Raw genomic sequence first — 17123 nt, 5'->3', positions numbered from 1 at the left:
CATTCACCTCTCTCACCTCGAAGTCTATTCCTGGATCTAGACACAAGCGGGCTTGCCCGCGAAGAGGCCGGAGCAGAAGCTAGAGAATCACCTTGGCAAACCGCAATTCTGCAATCCGCTCAGCACTGAACCCCAACTCCCCCAACACCTGATCCGTATGCTGCCCCAACGCCGCGCCAATATGCCGGGGCTCAGGCAAACCTTGCGAAAACTTTAGCGGACAAGCCATCTGTGCCTGGGTCGAGCCATCGCCACGGGGCACATCGGTCACCAACTCCCGCGCCTGCAACTGCGGATGACTCAGCGCCTCCCCCAGGCTCAACACCGGCTCGACACAAGCATCCAGCTCCGCGAAAAGCGCGCACAACTCGGCAAAGTCATATTTTTCGAATTCGACCTTCAGCGCGGCTTTAAGCTGTTGCTGATGCGCCGCAGACAGGCCGAGGCCGGCCAGTTCCTCAAGCCCCAACGCCGCGCACAACTGTTTCATGAATGCCGGTTCCAGGCTGCCCACCGACAGCCAGCGCCCATCCCGGGATTGGTAGTAATCGTAGAAGCTGCCGCCATTGAGCACCTGGTCTTCCGGCCCCGGCTCGACGCCACAGGCCAGGTACCCGGCACCTGCCAGCGCATTCAGGCTGAACGAGCAGTCGGTCATGCTGACATCCAGGTGCTGGCCCTGACCGGTTTGCTGCCGGGCAATGACCGCCGCCAGCAAGCCAATCACCCCGTGCAGCGAACCACCGGCGACATCCGCCACCTGCATGCCCAACGGCAGCGGCCCACTGTCGGCACGACCTGTGTAACTCGCCAGCCCGGACAGGGCCAGGTAGTTGATGTCATGGCCGGCGCGGTCCTTGTAGGGGCCGGTCTGGCCGTAGCCGGTGATCGACACATAAATCAATTTGGGATTGATCGCCTTCAGGGCTTCGTAGCCCAGGCCCAGACGTTCCATGACACCCGGGCGAAACTGCTCGAGCACAATGTCGTAGTCCTGTAGCAACGACCTGATCACCTCAAGGGCCTCAGGCTGTTTGAGGTCCAGGGCGAGGCTGCGTTTGTTGCGGTTGAGGTAGGCATGACTGGCTGACACGCCTTGATCATGGGGTGGCAACACTCGCAGCAGATCCATGCGCGTCGGTGATTCGATGCGCAGCACCTCGGCGCCCATGTCCGCCAGCAGCAACGAGGCGAACGGCCCCGGCAGCAGTGTCGAGAAATCCAGAACCTTGAGTGATGCCAGTGGACCGAGCATGAGCGTTCTCCCTTAACGATGCCCACAGCCTAGGCAGCCGATTGCTTTGCAGCAATCACCTTATACGCCACGCGCAGTGACCGTTACGCTCAATCTCCGGGCATGAAAAAACCCGCCGAAGCGGGTTTTTCATTACAACAAGGCTTACTTGGCGTTCGTCGGGGTTGCCCCTTCGACGTGGCCCAGAACATCATCTTTAGGCTCGTCGGCAATGCCGCGACCGCCCGAAGCCAGCTCGGCTTGCAGCACGTCGGTGTCCAGTTCCTTGACCCACTTGGCCACGACGATAGTGGCAACGGCGTTGCCGATCAGGTTGGTCAGGGCACGGGCTTCAGACATGAAGCGGTCGATGCCGAGGATCAGCGCCAGGCCGGCAACCGGCAGGTGGCCCACGGCGGACAGGGTCGCAGCCAGTACGATGAAACCCGAACCGGTCACACCGGCGGCGCCTTTGGAGGACAGCAACAACACCACCAGCAGGGTGATCTGGTGCGTGATGTCCATGTGGGTGTCAGTTGCCTGGGCAATGAACACGGCCGCCATGGTCAGGTAGATCGCGGTACCGTCGAGGTTGAACGAGTAGCCGGTCGGGATCACCAGGCCTACCACGGATTTCTTCGCGCCCAGACGCTCCATCTTGACCAGCATGCGTGGCAGCACCGATTCCGAAGAAGAAGTACCGAGCACGATCAGCAGTTCTTCACGGATGTAGCGGATCATCTTCAGCACGCTGAAGCCATGCATGCGAGCGATGGAGCCCAGCACGATCAGGATGAACAGCAGGCAAGTGATGTAGAAGCAGGCCATCAGTTGACCCAGTTGCACCAGCGAGCCGACACCGTAGGCACCGATGGTGAACGCCATGGCACCGAAGGCACCGATCGGCGCGAGCTTCATGATCATGTTGATGATGTTGAACATCACATGGGCGAAGCGATCGATGAAGTCCAGCAGCGGCTTGCCGTAGGCACCCAGGCGATGCAGGGCGAAACCGAAGATCACCGAGAACATCAGCACTTGCAGGATGTCGCCCGTGGCGAATGCGCCAACGATGGTGGCCGGGATCACGTTGAGGAGGAAGCCGATGACACTTTGATCAGCACCAGCCGCTACGTAGGTAGCGACTTTGGAGGCATCCAGGGTGCTTACGTCGATGTGCATGCCAGCACCTGGCTGCACGACGTTGACCACGACCAGACCCACCAGCAAAGCGATGGTCGAAACGATTTCAAAGTAAAGGAGTGCGTAACCGCCAGTCTTGCCGACCGCTTTCATGTCCTGCATGCCGGCGATACCGCTGACGACGGTGCAGAAGATGATCGGGGCGATGATCATTTTGATCAGTTTGATGAACCCGTCACCCAGCGGCTTTACCGCCACACCGAGCTGCGGATAGAAGTGACCGAGCAAAATACCGATGACAATTGCAACGATCACCTGGAAATACAGGGATTTGTACAGTGGCTGACGAGTCGTCATTGCAAAGTTCCTCAAGGGTGCCCGGTGACAACATCCATCTGTTGCCCGCAACACCGCAATTGCGAACCCTCCTGCACTGGAGGGATTTGTTTTTTCGAGCTGCGCAACGGCAGGCATCTGCACGTTGTATCGCAAGGCCCGTGCCACCTTCCGTAAAATCCCTGCAAGCCTGTTGATCTCCGGGGTTGCAGCGAATCCCCTGTCACCGAACGGCTACAAGCATGTGGCGGATTTCCGCCCTTCCATTAAAAGTCGTCCTGCTATTTGGCGGATATCCGCCCTGTTCATGCCCACGGTGCGCAGCTAACATCCGTCGATCAACGGTCAGATCTGCTGCCATGCGCGAACGCACCATCGCCAGTCATTTCGCCCGCGCTGCCCTTGGTGGTGCGCGTCGGCACGGCTACGACTATTGCGGCGTGCTACAACAACTGGGGATCAGCCCCGAGTTGCTGGACGAGCCCCGGGCACGCATCGCGCCTGAGCAATTCACCCAACTGATCCAGGCGTTATGGCTGGCGCTGGACGACGAGTACCTGGGGTTCGGGCAAGCCCCAAGCAGGCCGGGCAGCTTCGCGATGATGTGCCATGCCGTGATTCACTGTCGCAATCTGGATAAGGCACTCAATCGCGGCTTATTGTTTTATAGCCTATTCCCCGGGGCTCCGCGTTTGACCCTGAGCCGAGAAGATGAATGGGTGCGCCTGAGCCTGGACGATTCGCAACTCTGGGACCCGGACCATTTCCTCAGCGAAAGCCTGCTGGTGATCTGGCACCGTTTCGGCAGCTGGCTGATCGGCCAGCGTATTCGCCTGGAACAGGCCTCGTTCAGCTACCCCCGGCCCGAACACGGCGCCGAGTACGACCTGTTGTTTTCCTGTCCGCTTGAGTTTTCCAGGCCACAGAGCAGCCTGTTGTTTCACAGCCGCTACCTGGCCATGCCGCTGTTGCAGGACGAACGCACCCTCAAGCATTTCCTCGAACGCTCCCCCGCCGACCTGCTCTCGCGTCCGGATGACGGCGACAGTTTGAGCAGCCGCCTGCGGCGCTTGCTCAGTCGCGACAGTTCACGCTGGCCCGACCTGGAAGCCGTGGCCGCCCACCTGCACATCAGCCCGCAGACCTTGCGCCGGCATTTGCGGGAAGAGGGTTCGAGCTTTCAGGAATTGAAGGACCAGTTGCGCCGGGACATCGCGATTTATCACCTGAGCCGCGCTGACCTGTCGTTGCAACAGATCGCCGAGCAGCTGGGGTTTTCCGAACCGTCGGCGTTTCACCGGGCGTTCAAGAAGTGGACGGGGCTGACACCGGGGGCTTATCGGGCGCAGGAACACTGAGGTTCAAGGCTGAATTTTTTGGTGTCTTCACTGGCCTCTTCGCGGGCAAGCCCGCGAAGAGGCTCGAAAGAACACTATCAAACCTCAGGTCAAACCACCGGAAAAAGAATCCGGAACGCCGCACCGCCCATCGGTGAATCACCCAAGGTCAGCTTGGCGCTGTAGCTCTCGATGATGTCCTTGACCACCGCCAGGCCGATGCCCTGCCCCGGGTGCTGGCGATCCAGGCGCTCTCCTCGCTCGAGAATCCGTGCGCGCTGATTTTGTGGTACGCCGGGGCCGTCGTCCTCGACACACAACTCGGTGCCGCTGAGAGTTTCACGCACGCTGATGCGTATTTCGCCCAGGCACAGGCGATAGGCGTTTTCCAGCAAATTGCCCATCATCTCCAATAGAGCGCCTTGCTCGATCGGTACGTAACACGGGTCGGGCAAATCGAACGCGACGTGCACCCGCTTGTCGCGATAGACCTTGTCCAGTGTGTCGCACAGGCTTTTCAGTACCGGGTGCAAGCGCACCTGATGACGTACCAGACCGCTTTTACGCAGGCTGGCGCGCTGCAATTGGTAGCTGATCTGCTGGCTCATGCGTTCGATCTGGGTTTGCAACACCCAGGCCTGATCGCGATCCTCAGGACGCTGGGCCAGGTCTTCACTGACGCCTTGCAACACCGCCAGCGGCGTTTTCAGGCTATGGGCCAGGTCATCGAGGGAATCACGGTAGCGACTGCGCTGCTCACGTTCACTGTGCAGCAAACGGTTGAGAGAACCGGTCAGGCGCAACAATTCACGGGGATGTTCCTCACTGAGGCTTTCGCGGGTGCCACCTTCGATCTGGTCCAGTTCCTGGCTCAAGCGCCGCAATGCCTGCAAGCCCCAGGTCAGTCCGACCCACAGCAACGCCAGCAGCACCAGCAGTGCCGCGCCAAAACCCAGATAAAGATTTTCCCGCAAGCCTTCGAGGGTCAGTTCGTACTCGCGAACCGGCTGCAGCGCCACGATGCTGAAGGCTGCACTTTTACCGCCGAGCAACTTGACCTCGACGTCGTAGACGAAGAACTCCTGGCCATTGGCTTCGCGGATCCGCGCAAACTCGTTGCCACGCCCGTCGTAGCGCGGCTTGTAATTGATGCGTTCTTCCTGGGTCGCCTTCGAACGCCAGACCAGATGCCCTTCACGGTCATAGATGTAGCCAAGCAGCCGGCTGTCGGTGAGGTTGAAGCGTTCGTCAGGCAATTGCGCCGGCATCTGCAGACTGTTGTTCTCCACCCGTGCGGCAGAGATCAGCGTGGTCACGTCCGAAGCCAGACGCTGCTCGATGGAGTCCTGCAACGCCAGGCTGAAGGCACCTTGCATCGCCGGCAGCAGCGCCAACATGAACAACACCGCCAACAGCGTGGCAGCGAGCATCAAGCGAATGCGCAGCGAACGGATCAAGTGCAACGCTCATTGAACAGGTAGCCCAGGCCGCGCACGGTGTCGATCGGTTTGAACCCGCCCGGCCCCTCCAGTTTGCGGCGCAGACGGCCGACCAGCACCTCGATCACATTCGGATCGCGCTCGTCGTCATCCGGGTAGAGCTGTTCCATCAAGCGGTCCTTGGGCACCACTTGCTGGTGATGGCGCATCAGGTATTCGAGGATGCGGTACTCATACGCGGTCAGTGCCAGCGGCTGTTCGTCGAGGGACGCCTGCTTGCGGTTCAGGTCCAGCAGCAACGGGCCAGCAACGATGGTCGACTGGGTGAATCCGCTGGAGCGGCGCAACAAGGCATTCAGGCGGGCCTCCAGTTCTTCGAACTGAAACGGCTTGACCACGTAATCGTCGGCGCCGGCGGCCAGGCCTTCGACCTTGTCCTGCCAGTTGCCGCGCGCGGTGAGGATCAGTATCGGGAAGGTTTTGCCGCTTGAGCGCAACTGGCGGATCAGGTCGAGCCCGCTCATGCCCGGCAGTCCGAGGTCGATCACCGCCAGGTCAAAGTTGAACTGCGCGGTCTGGTACAGCGCCTCCTCGGCGTTAGCCACCGACTCGACCACGTGGCCGCTTTCCGTCAGGCGGGTTTTCAGGTGATGACGCAGCAGCGCTTCATCTTCGACGACCAGCAGTTTCATAACGCTCTCCCGGGCAAATCAACATCTCCAAAAGCACAACGTCTCACCTCAATAGCTAACATGGCAACGGTCACTGTAGGAGCGAGCTTGCTCGCGAAGACGGTGGCACAGTCAACATTGATGTTGCCTGACACACCGCTTTCGCGAGCAAGCTCGCTCCTACAGGTTTCACGTTGGCGCATGCCCTTGTTAGAAAGCGTAGTTGGCGGACAGGTAAGTCTGGGCGCTGCTGGTCAGGTCCAGCGAACCCTGCTTGTTGCCACCGCGCTCGCTCATCTCAGTGCTGGCGTTGCTGCGCAGGTAACGGTAACCCAGTTCAACCGAGGTGTTCTGCGAAACCTGTTGCAACACACCCGCCTGACCACCGATGGCGTAGCCAATATTGCTGTCGCGGCTGAAGCCTGGCGATTCCTGAGTCATTTTGGTCAGGCCGGCCGTGGCACCACCGAACAGCCTGGTGCTGCCGCCCACCGGGTAAAACAGATCGTAGCTGCCCAGGAGGTTTTCCTGACGCAGTTTAATGCCGTTGTGCGAGCCCGATACATTGTCGTATGTGGCGTAGTAGCGGCCCTTGGTATTTTGCTGGCCCAGACGAACACCCCAGGTGGTGTCCTTGCCGATCACGCCATCGGCGTTCGGGTGATTGAGGTTGTCGTTCAGGGCGTGGGACTTTTTGACCTTGTCGCTGGTCTGTCCAAGAGTAAGGCTGGCGAAGTTGTCGTCGGACGCGAAGGCTGCGGAGCTTGCGCCCAGAACCGTGATTGCCAGAAGCAGTTTTTTGAATGCAGTCATTGGGGAGTTACCTCATGTGCCGTTTGTTTTTTGGGTACGGGGCAAGGTTACGCAGCGGGTCCTGAACTCCCCCTGAACGCACTCTGAACCTGGGCTGAACCGCCCTTTCCCGAATGTTTCGACACGTTTCAACAGGAGTTTCGACCATGCGCATGTTCTTCGCCGTCCTCCTACTGGCCTTGTGCGGGCTCAGCCAGGCCGCCATCCAGACCCGGGAAATCCCCTACCAAAGTGCCGACGGCACGAAAATGATCGGCTATTACGCCTATGACGATGCGATCAAGGGCCCGCGCCCCGGGGTCGTGGTGGTGCATGAGTTCTGGGGCCTGAACGAGTACGCCAAGCGCCGCGCCCGGGATCTCGCCAGCCTGGGCTACAGCGCCCTGGCCATTGACATGTACGGTGATGGCAAAAATACCGAGCACCCCAAAGACGCCATGGCGTTCATGCAAGCCGTGGCAAAAGACAGTGCCGTGTCGAGCGCGAGGTTTCAGGCCGGGCTCGACCTGCTGAAAAAACAACCGCAAACCGATCCGCATAAAATCGCCGCCATCGGCTACTGCTTCGGTGGTGGCGTGGTGCTCAACGCCGCAAGACAGGGCGTGCCATTGGCAGGCGTGGTGAGTTTCCATGGCGCCTTGGCGACCAACACGCCGGCAACGCCAGGCAGCGTCAAGGCGAAGATCCTTGTGGAACACGGGTCGCTGGACAGCATCGTCACCCCGGAAAACATCACGGCTTTCAAGAACGAGATGGACAAGGCCGGCGCCGACTACAAATTCGTCAGCCTCGACGGCGCCAGGCACGGCTTCACCAACCCGGATGCCGACCGGTTAAGCCATGGCGATCATGGCGGGCCGGACATCGGCTACAACAAGGCCGCGGATGAAAAATCCTGGGCGGACATGCAGGCGTTTTTCAAGAAGATCTTCAGCTGAGCCGGTAGACCGCTTCGCGAGCAGGCTCGCTCCCACAGGAATTGTGCAGCGACACAAATCCACTGTGTGCGAGCCTGCTCGCGAAGGCAGCAACACCGATCTGAAGCTTTGCACTACCCAGTCCCAAGGCAACCCGGCAAAATGCCCCCCATGAATTCAGCCCCCGCCCTGCCCGTCTGCTGCACGCCCCTCGATGACCATTGGCCGCTGCCGTTTGTGCTGCCCGATACGGTCCTGTTGAGCACTCACTTCGATAGCGTCCGACTGGCCAGCGATGACTTTCAGCGCAGCGCTGTCGAAGCGCCGGCGAGCATCCAGCGCTCGGTCGCCAAACGACAGGCAGAGTTTCTCGCCGGGCGGGTGTGTGCCCGGGCTGCGTTACAGCGGCTCGAAGGTTTGAGCTTCATTCCGGCCATCGGTGAAGACCGGGCACCGGTCTGGCCTGCTCATATCACTGGCTCGATCACCCACAGCACTGGCCGGGCCGCGGCGATCGTGGCGAACAAAAGCCATTGGCGCGGCCTGGGCATGGATCTGGAAAACCTGCTCAATGCCGAACGGGCCGAACGCCTGGCCGGGGAAATCCTCAACCCGCCGGAGCTACAGCGCATGGCGGCCGGTGATCACGATCAACGGGCGTTGCTGGTCACCCTGACGTTCTCGGTCAAGGAAAGCCTGTTCAAGGCGCTCTATCCGATCGTTCAGCAACGTTTTTACTTCGAACACGCCGAAGTGCTGGAATGGCGTGAGTCGGGTGAGGTGCGGTTGCGATTGCTTACTGATTTGTCCAGCGAATGGCGCAACGGCACCGAGCTGGATGCGCAGTTCGGGGTCAAGGATGGGCAGTTGTTGAGTCTGGTCAGCATCAAGGCCTGAGTTTTTTGGGCGCACATTCGGGCCCCTTCGCGAGCAGGCTCGCTCCCACATTGGATCTATGTCTCACCACAAATCCCTGTGGGAGCGAGCCTGCTCGCGATGAGGTCATATCAGACAACACAAGGCTCAACGCTTCTCCTGATTGCGTGGCCAGCTCAAGCTGAAGCACGCCCCGCCCAGGCTCTTGCTCTTGCCAATCAATGCCCGCCCGCCATGCCAATGGATGATGCGTCGCACAATGGACAGGCCTAACCCATGGCCTCCAGACGCCCGGGTGCGGCTGTCGTCGAGTCGCAGGAACGGCGTGAAGATCTTCTCCCACGCCGACTCCGGCACACCCGGCCCGTCATCCTCGATATCCACCCGGCATCGCTGCTGCCCCACCTGATAACTGATAGTCACCCGTGATTGCGCATGACGCATAGCGTTGCTCACCAGGTTCTGGATCGCCCGGTGCAGATAACGCGGTTCGGCCTCGACCCAGGCGTCGTCGTTATCGGCCGCCGACAGGCACAACCCCCGCTGCACCGTGACATCGGCACGCAATGGCGCCAGCTCTTCGATCACCTGATTGACCAAGGCATCCAGATCGATCCGCTGAAAGTTCAGCGCCGGCGAACCCTGTTCGAGCCGCGCGTAGGTCAGCATCTCGTCCACCAACCGGTCGAGATCCTCGATGTCGTGGTCCATGCCCTGGCAGTATTTTTCCAGGGCTTGCGGCGTGGTGGCCGAACCGATCATCTCCAGGCCAAAGCGCAGGCGGGCCACCGGCGTGCGCAATTCGTGGGACACCGCGCGCACCAGTTCGCGCTGGATCGCCAGCAACTGCTGCAAGTGCTCGGCCATACCGTTGAACGCCGACGCCAACCGCCCCACAGAATCCGCGCCGCGCGCAGGCACGCGGGTTTCCAGACTGCCCTTGGCGATGCGCGTGGCGGCGGCCTCGAGGCCACGCAAGCGTCGCTCCAGCTGACGCACCAGCAGATAGACGATCAAGCCGATCAGCGTCAGGCCCAGCGCGGCGATCAGCACCAGCCATTCCGGCGGATAAGGATTCATCTGATACAACGGGCCGATTTCCAGGACCCACGGCGTGCCGACCATGCCAGCAAATACCCGGATCGAATCGCCGCCTTTGCCCAACGCCATCACAGTGTCGCCCTCGGACACCCGGCGGCGCTGGTCTTCGTCCATGTCCGCCTCGTCAACCGTGACCAGGCGCAGGTCGAAGCCGAAGCCCTTGCTTTCCTTTAATTGCGCCAGGCGCAAGGGCTGATCGGCTACCGGGGTGCGCACCAGTTCATCGGTCAACAGGTAGATGGTCGCCCGGGCCAGTTGCTCGCTGATCTGCTGCACTTCCCCGGTGAGCATCAACTGTTCCTTGTCGCTCACCAGCTTGTATACCTTCGCCGCGTGCGGCCCGGTCTGTTCCACCAATGCCTGGCCACGCAACACACGGGTGCGCTGGGCCAGGTCGAGGTCGGTCCCGGCAAAGGTTTTTAGCGCCAGCGGAATCCCCAGCAGCCGCTCCCACACCAGCAAGGCCCGGTGGCGCTCGGTCTGGTTCATCGGTTGCAGGTTGTCGGCCATCAGCGTGAATGTGCCGTGGGCCAGACGCTCGCGGTATTGCTCGCTGCGCACCTGATTGAGCAGGTGCAACGCCAGCACACCGAGCACCGCCACCAGAATCAGCGCGGCGCACATGCCGCCATAGATACGCAGGAAGATCGAGTTCACAGGGTCTGGTCTACGCAAGCCTCGGGAACGAACAGATAGCCTTTGCTGCGCACGGTCTTGATCAGCCGTGGATGCTCCGGGTCATCGCCGATCTTCGGGCGGATGCGCGAGATGCGCACATCGATGGAGCGGTCCTGACCGTCATAGCCGATGCCCCGCAGTGCGGTGAAGATCTCCTCCCGGGAGAGGATGCGCCCGGCATTGGCCACCAACAGCCAGAGCAAGTCGAATTCGGCGCTCGTCAGCTCGATGCCGTTGCCCTGCAACCAGGCTTCGCGCAAGGCGTTGTCGACGATCAGCGGGCCGAACTGTAGACGCCGCTGTTTTTCCGGGGCGGCTTCGGGTGCTTCACTGCGACGCAGCAGGGCCTGGATGCGCGCCAGCAACAGACGCGGGCGTACCGGTTTGCACACGTAGTCGTCAGCCCCCAGGTCCAGGCCGAGAATCTGGTCAGTGTCATCGGTGCGGGCGGTGAGCATCAGGATCGGGCCGTCATAGCGGGCGCGGACCTTGCGGCAAATGCTCAGGCCATCTTCGCCGGGGAGCATCAGGTCGAGGATCACCAGGTCCGGTTGTTCCTTGATGATGCGGTTCGCAGCGAGTGCACCATCGCCTTCGATCGATACACGCAGGCCATTGGCTTCCAGGTAATCGCGGGTCAGTTCAGCCAGTCGCTGGTCGTCCTCCACAATCAATACCTGCCAGGCTTCTTGCTCCACGGGTGACCTCTGCTTGCCAAAAACACCAATAAGGAAGGATCCGCCCGTCTTTTTTGTAATGATTCGGGGGGACAAATATGTATACACGCTGGGCCGATTGTATAAACGCCGCCCGTCGAGAACACAAGCAGGTAAATGCGTTCGGACGAAGCGGTTTTTTGTGATAGGGTTCGCGCCCTTAAAAATCCGATCGAGCGTTTTCGATCGTAGAAAATCCCTGAAAAAAGGTCCGGTCCAGCAGTGTCGCGGCCTACACGCCGGTTCCCTCTTTCACACACAATTTACGCACAGGTTTATCCACAGGTAGTACGTTGCAATCCCCCCCTAAAACGCATTATCTTGTAGCCCGGCGCTAAAAAAACCCTAGATATAGGGTTTTGCGCGAAAAACCAAACACAAACCAGACACCAGTTTCAAGCGCTTTTACTGCCTCTGTCCGGTTGAACCAAACGTATTTTCGAAAGACCAAACCGCGCATGCGGATGGCTACTGTATTTCGGCCCCGAGTGGTGAAAACGGTACGGGTGTTGCAGTCCCAACTGTCACCTGCAATGGACCAAGGTTTCAGGCCCAAGGCGTGAGACCAAAGACTTCGGCATGGAAGCGGCGCTCGATAAAGCCCCCTTCCTACTGTCCCGAAGTCGTTATGCCCGGCGCTCGCCGGTTGTAGTGCTTCAGGACGGAACGGTGGGCACCGTGATGGTGCCCAAACAAACATAGAGAATGTGGAGACACTCCCCCATGCAAACCGACACAACTCGCGAGAACCCGCAGGGCACCTTGCCGCAGGCCGCTGATTCGAATTCGGATCTGTCCGCCACCGCGCCTGGCCAACTGCGCGTGATCAAGCGTAACGGCACTGTCGTTCCCTACACCGATGACAAAATCACCGTCGCCATCACCAAAGCGTTCCTCGCAGTTGAAGGCGGCACCGCTGCTGCCTCGTCGCGAATCCACGACACTGTTGCCCGCCTGACCGAACAGGTCACCGCGACCTTCAAGCGTCGCATGCCATCGGGCGGCACCATCCACATCGAAGAAATCCAGGACCAGGTCGAACTGGCCCTGATGCGTGCCGGCGAGCAGAAAGTCGCTCGCGACTACGTGATCTACCGTGACGGTCGTTCGAAAGAACGCGCTGCCCACGCACCGGCCGAGGAAGCGGTCAACGCTCACCCGTCGATCCGCATCACCCGTGCCGACGGCAGCCTGGCGCCACTGGACATGGGCCGCCTGAACACCATCGTCACCGAAGCGTGCGAAGGCCTGGAAGAAGTCGACGGCGACCTGATCCAGCGCGAAACCCTGAAGAACCTGTACGACGGCGTGGCCCTGAACGACGTCAACACCGCCCTGGTGATGACCGCCCGTACCCTGGTTGAACGCGAGCCGAACTACTCGTTCGTGACCGCGCGCCTGCTGATGGACACCTTGCGCGGCGAAGGCCTGGGTTTCCTCGGCGTCGCCGAAAGCGCCACCCACCACGAAATGGTCGACCTGTACGCCAAGGCGCTGCCGGCCTACATCGCCAAAGGTATCGAGTTCGAACTGCTGAACCCTGTGCTGGCCACCTTCGACCTGGAAAAACTGGGCAAGGCGATCAACCACGAGCGCGACCAGCAATTCACCTACCTGGGCCTGCAGACCCTGTACGACCGTTACTTCATCCACAAGGATGGCGTGCGTTTCGAACTGCCGCAGATCTTCTTCATGCGTGTGGCCATGGGCCTGGCAATCGAAGAGAAGCACAAAGAAGACCGCGCGATCGAGTTCTACAACCTGCTGTCGTCCTTCGACTACATGGCTTCGACTCCGACCCTGTTCAACGCCGGTACCCTGCGTCCACAGCTGTCGAGCTGCTACCTGACCACCGTGCCGGATGACCTGTCGGGCATCTACCACGCGATCCACGACAACGCCATGCTGTCGAAATTCGCTGGCGGCCTGGGCAACGACTGGACACCGGTGCGTGCGCTGGGTTCGTACATCAAGGGCACCAACGGCAAGTCCCAGGGCGTCGTGCCGTTCCTGAAAGTAGTGAACGACACCGCCGTAGCGGTTAACCAGGGCGGCAAGCGCAAAGGCGCTGTATGTGCCTACCTGGAAACCTGGCACATGGACATCGAAGAGTTCATCGAGCTGCGCAAGAACACCGGTGATGACCGTCGTCGTACCCACGACATGAACACCGCCAACTGGATCCCGGACCTGTTCATGAAGCGCGTCTTCGATGACGGCAAGTGGACCCTGTTCTCGCCGTCCGAAGTACCGGACCTGCACGACCTGACCGGCAAGGCCTTCGAAGAGCGCTACGAGTACTACGAAGCCCTGACCGAGTACCCGGGCAAGGTCAAGCTGTTCAAGACCATCCAGGCCAAAGACCTGTGGCGCAAGATGCTGTCCATGCTGTTCGAAACCGGCCACCCGTGGCTGACCTTCAAGGACCCGTGCAACCTGCGCAGCCCGCAGCAGCACGTCGGCGTGGTCCACAGCTCGAACCTGTGCACCGAGATCACCTTGAACACCAACAAGGACGAGATCGCCGTTTGCAACCTGGGCTCGATCAACCTGCCGAACCACATCGTGGGCGGCAAGCTGGACACCGCCAAGCTGCAACGCACCGTGAACACCGCCGTGCGCATGCTCGATAACGTGATCGACATCAACTACTACTCGGTGCCGCAAGCGCAGAACTCCAACTTCAAGCACCGTCCGGTCGGCCTGGGCATCATGGGCTTCCAGGACGCGCTGTACCTGCAGCACATCCCTTACGGTTCCGATGCTGCCGTCGAGTTCGCCGACAAGTCGATGGAAGCGGTCAGCTACTACGCGATCCAGGCGTCCTGCGACCTGGCCGATGAGCGTGGCGCCTACGACACCTTCCAGGGCTCGCTGTGGTCCAAAGGCATCCTGCCGCTGGATTCGCAACAGATCCTGATCGAGGCCCGTGGCCAGAAGTACATCGATGTCGACCTGAACGAATCCCTGGACTGGGCACCGGTTCGCGCCCGTGTACAGAAAGGCATTCGTAACTCCAACATCATGGCCATCGCACCGACCGCGACCATCGCCAACATCACTGGCGTTTCGCAGTCGATCGAACCGACCTACCAGAACCTGTATGTGAAATCGAACCTGTCGGGCGAATTCACCGTGATCAACCCGTACCTGGTTCGCGACCTGAAGGCTCGCGGTCTGTGGGACTCGGTCATGATCAACGACCTGAAGTACTACGACGGTTCGGTGCAGCAGATCGAGCGCATCCCGCAAGAACTCAAAGAGCTCTATGCGACCGCCTTCGAAGTGGACACCAAGTGGATCGTCGACGCGGCAAGCCGTCGTCAGAAGTGGATCGACCAGGCTCAGTCGCTGAACCTGTACATCGCTGGCGCTTCGGGCAAGAAGCTGGACGTGACCTACCGCATGGCCTGGTACCGTGGCCTGAAAACCACTTACTACCTCCGTGCCCTGGCCGCGACCAGCACCGAGAAGTCGACCATCAACACCGGCAAGCTGAACGCTGTTTCCAGCGGCGGCAACCACGGTGACGACTCGGTCCTGGCAGCGCCTGCCGGTCCTGCTCCAGTGCCGAAGGCTTGCGCCATCGACGAGCCGGATTGCGAAGCTTGCCAATAAGCTGAGCCGGTAAGCGCTGAAAGGCGCTTATCTGAAACCCCCGATGAGCCTCTGGCTTGTCGGGGGTTTTCTTTTGTCTGCCTTAAGATCTTTATCTGCCACCCACAAAAAAGCCCCTCTTCCGAGGGGCTTTTCATACAGCACAATCCAGCATCAAGCCATCTGAATGATGGTCTGCATGATGGTGCTCTGGGTGGAGATGGTCTTGGCGTTCGCCTGGTAGTTGCTCTGCGCCTTGATCAGGTCGACCAGTTCGTTGGTCAGGTTGACGTTGGACTCTTCCAGGGAGTTGGAAACGATCGAACCCAGGGTGCCAGTCTCCGGCGCATCGTAGCCCGGGATGCCCGACGCGTAGGTTTCCTTCCAGCTGGTGCCGCCGACCGGCTGCAGGCCTTGTTCGTTGGTGAAGCTGGCCAGGGAGATCTGGCCGATCGGCTTGGTCTGGTTGTTGCTGAAGTTGGCCAGCAACACACCGCTGCCGTCGATGGTCAGGTTGGTGATCTGGCCAGTGGCGTAACCGTTCTGCGCCGGAATCGAACGCGCGGTGTCGGCGTTGAACTGGGTGGTGTTGGCCATGGCGATGGTCAATCCAGCCGGATCGGCTGCGGCGCCGTTGGCTGTCCAGACGCCATTGGTGACACTGCCCGGAGTCCAGTTGGTGATTTTCAGGTCACTGCTGATCACCGAAGTCGGCGGCGTGGTTGGCGGCGTCACCGGTGTGCTGACCGAGGTCAGTTTGCCGGTGGAATCGAACGACATGGTCGAAGCAACCGGCGCGGTAACGGTAGGATCACTGCCATCCGGATTACGGCCATCGATCAGCGTGTAGGTGTCCCACGTGTTCGCTCCAGTCTTGACCATGTATTGATCCATGGTGTGCTGGTTACCCTGAGTATCGAAGATCGGGGTACTGAACGACTTGGTAAAGGTCTCGGTCTTGGACGGGTCGAACTTGTTCGCCGCAACCGTCTGGTCGATCACCGCCGAGGTGGAGTTCAGGTTGATCGTCGACGACACGGTGCTGGTGGATTTCGGTGCCAGGTTGGAGGTATCGATGCGCAGGTCGGTCAGCACGCCATTGACGATCTTGCCGTTGGCATCCACACCGTAACCTTGCAGGCGGGCCGTACCGTCGCTGTTGGTGACGTAGCCTTCCTTGTCGGTCTTGAATGTACCGGCACGGGTGTAGGTCAGCGAACCGTTGTTGCTCAGGACAAAGAAACCGTTGCCCTGGATACCCATGTCGAGCACGTTACCCGTGTTGCTTACGTCACCCTGGCCGAACTGCTGGGAAACGTTGGCCAGGCGCACGCCGTTGCCGACGGTCTTGCTGCCGGTGCCCAGGCGGGTCGCCGAGTACACGTCTTCGAATTCTGCACGGGACGATTTGAAACCAGTGGTCGCGACGTTGGCGATGTTGTTGCCGGTCACGTCCAGTTGTTTGTTGGCTGCATAGAGACCGCTAAGGCCGATATTGAAAGACATCATCCACTCCTTTGTGCCGTGTTAGTCGGCTCTACATACCAATGGTTTGTACTTTGGACAGGGCAACGCTGCCCAGCCCGGCCAGATTGAGCATCAACTCACCGCCGGTCTGGCTGATGGTCACGCTGTTGACGGTCGCCGGCAGGTTGGTGATCAACGCGACGGACTGACCATCGATCGTGCTCGTGGCGCCGAAGGTGTAGGTGCCCGCAGGTACCGTCTCACCCGCATCGTTCTTGCCGTCCCAGATGAAGCTGGCGTTGCCGGCCTTCTGCGAACCGAGGTCGATGGTGCGCACGGTCTTGCCGTCGGCGTCGGTGATCTTCAGGGTGGCGGACACCACCGAAGACGGAACCACCACCGTGCCACTGAGGCTCTTGGTGGTATCGACCACAGCCTTGTCGCCCGGCGCGATGACCGAACGGCCCACCAGCGACGACGCCTGCAAGGCCTGGGACGAGTTGTAGTTGCTGGCCAGGCCGCTCACGGTGTTGTTGAGCGTAGTGATGCCTTCCAGGCTGCTGAACTGCGCCAACTGGGCCACGAACGCGCCGTTGTCCTGGGGCTCCAGCGGGTTCTGGTTTTTCAGCTGGGTCACCAGCAACTGCAGGAACGCATCCTTGCCCAGGGCCTGGTTGCCCGTGGCGCTGCCGGTTGCCGACGCGAGGCCGTCAGTCGTGGCGTTGGTCTTGATCGAGGAATTGGCCAGGATATCGTTGAGGCTCAAACCGCTGGTGGAATCGGTAACACTCATCTGAG

At 60.3% G+C, this 17123-nt stretch carries 13 protein-coding genes; 4 read left to right on the top strand and 9 right to left on the bottom strand.

Features of this window, described 5'->3' with window-relative positions:
- Positions 1-79: 79 nt before the first annotated feature.
- Positions 80-1255: a CaiB/BaiF CoA transferase family protein gene (locus AC1DWG_RS10835; protein ID WP_477787773.1), complete on the bottom strand. Its 1176-nt coding sequence runs from the start codon at positions 1253-1255 to the stop codon at positions 80-82.
- Positions 1256-1399: 144 nt separating this feature from the next.
- The gene (locus AC1DWG_RS10830; RefSeq protein WP_477764817.1) at positions 1400-2734 is read right to left on the bottom strand and encodes a dicarboxylate/amino acid:cation symporter; all 1335 of its coding nucleotides are present in this window, start codon (positions 2732-2734) and stop codon (positions 1400-1402) included.
- Positions 2735-3072: 338 nt separating this feature from the next.
- On the opposite strand from AC1DWG_RS10830, the gene AC1DWG_RS10825 reads away from it, so the two are divergent.
- Positions 3073-4071, top strand: coding sequence for an AraC family transcriptional regulator (locus tag AC1DWG_RS10825; protein ID WP_477752829.1), 999 nt, complete (start codon positions 3073-3075; stop codon positions 4069-4071).
- 89 nt (positions 4072-4160) lie between these two features.
- Here the strand turns inward: AC1DWG_RS10825 and AC1DWG_RS10820 are convergent, their stop codons facing one another.
- The 3 genes from AC1DWG_RS10820 to AC1DWG_RS10810 all read right to left on the bottom strand — a co-directional run bounded on the left by AC1DWG_RS10820 (position 4161) and on the right by AC1DWG_RS10810 (position 6973).
- Positions 4161-5507 carry an ATP-binding protein gene (locus AC1DWG_RS10820; protein ID WP_477764818.1) on the bottom strand — a complete coding sequence of 449 codons (1347 nt, stop codon included), beginning with the start codon at positions 5505-5507 and terminating at the stop codon, positions 4161-4163.
- Positions 5504-6181: a response regulator transcription factor gene (locus AC1DWG_RS10815; protein ID WP_108215270.1), complete on the bottom strand. Its 678-nt coding sequence runs from the start codon at positions 6179-6181 to the stop codon at positions 5504-5506. The genes AC1DWG_RS10820 and AC1DWG_RS10815 overlap by 4 nt, the downstream gene beginning before the upstream one ends.
- 189 nt (positions 6182-6370) lie before the next feature.
- Positions 6371-6973 carry a hypothetical protein gene (locus AC1DWG_RS10810; protein WP_477752831.1) on the bottom strand — a complete coding sequence of 201 codons (603 nt, stop codon included), beginning with the start codon at positions 6971-6973 and terminating at the stop codon, positions 6371-6373.
- Between the two features lie 146 nt (positions 6974-7119).
- On the opposite strand from AC1DWG_RS10810, the gene AC1DWG_RS10805 reads away from it, so the two are divergent.
- Together AC1DWG_RS10805 and AC1DWG_RS10800 are read left to right on the top strand one after the other, a co-directional pair.
- Complete coding sequence (locus AC1DWG_RS10805) at positions 7120-7911, top strand: dienelactone hydrolase family protein (RefSeq protein ID WP_477764819.1); 792 nt, start codon at positions 7120-7122, stop codon at positions 7909-7911.
- A gap of 150 nt (positions 7912-8061) precedes the next feature.
- Complete coding sequence (locus tag AC1DWG_RS10800) at positions 8062-8787, top strand: 4'-phosphopantetheinyl transferase family protein (protein WP_477764820.1); 726 nt, start codon at positions 8062-8064, stop codon at positions 8785-8787.
- A 126-nt stretch (positions 8788-8913) separates the two neighbouring features.
- Here AC1DWG_RS10800 and AC1DWG_RS10795 read toward each other — a convergent pair whose 3' ends face one another.
- Positions 8914-10524 (bottom strand): ATP-binding protein, encoded by a 1611-nt coding sequence (locus AC1DWG_RS10795; protein WP_477752834.1) that lies wholly within the window; start codon positions 10522-10524, stop codon positions 8914-8916.
- On the bottom strand, positions 10521-11243 hold the full coding sequence (locus AC1DWG_RS10790; protein WP_477752835.1) for a response regulator: 723 nt from the start codon (positions 11241-11243) through the stop codon (positions 10521-10523). Before AC1DWG_RS10790 ends, AC1DWG_RS10795 begins: the two co-directional genes overlap by 4 nt.
- A gap of 741 nt (positions 11244-11984) precedes the next feature.
- On the opposite strand from AC1DWG_RS10790, the gene AC1DWG_RS10785 reads away from it, so the two are divergent.
- Complete coding sequence (locus AC1DWG_RS10785; RefSeq protein ID WP_477764822.1) at positions 11985-14879, top strand: ribonucleoside-diphosphate reductase subunit alpha; 2895 nt, start codon at positions 11985-11987, stop codon at positions 14877-14879.
- A 153-nt stretch (positions 14880-15032) separates the two neighbouring features.
- Here the strand turns inward: AC1DWG_RS10785 and flgE are convergent, their stop codons facing one another.
- Entirely contained in the window at positions 15033-16364 is a 1332-nt protein-coding gene (gene flgE, locus AC1DWG_RS10780; RefSeq protein ID WP_477764823.1) for a flagellar hook protein FlgE, read from the bottom strand.
- Between the two features lie 31 nt (positions 16365-16395).
- Positions 16396-17118, bottom strand: a complete 723-nt coding sequence (gene flgD / locus AC1DWG_RS10775) for a flagellar hook assembly protein FlgD (protein WP_477787772.1) — start codon at positions 17116-17118, stop codon at positions 16396-16398.
- Positions 17119-17123: the final 5 nt, after the last annotated feature.

This window comes from Pseudomonas sp. P4_B3, from assembly GCF_056402295.1.
This window is presented reverse-complemented; position numbering and strand designations above follow the sequence as displayed.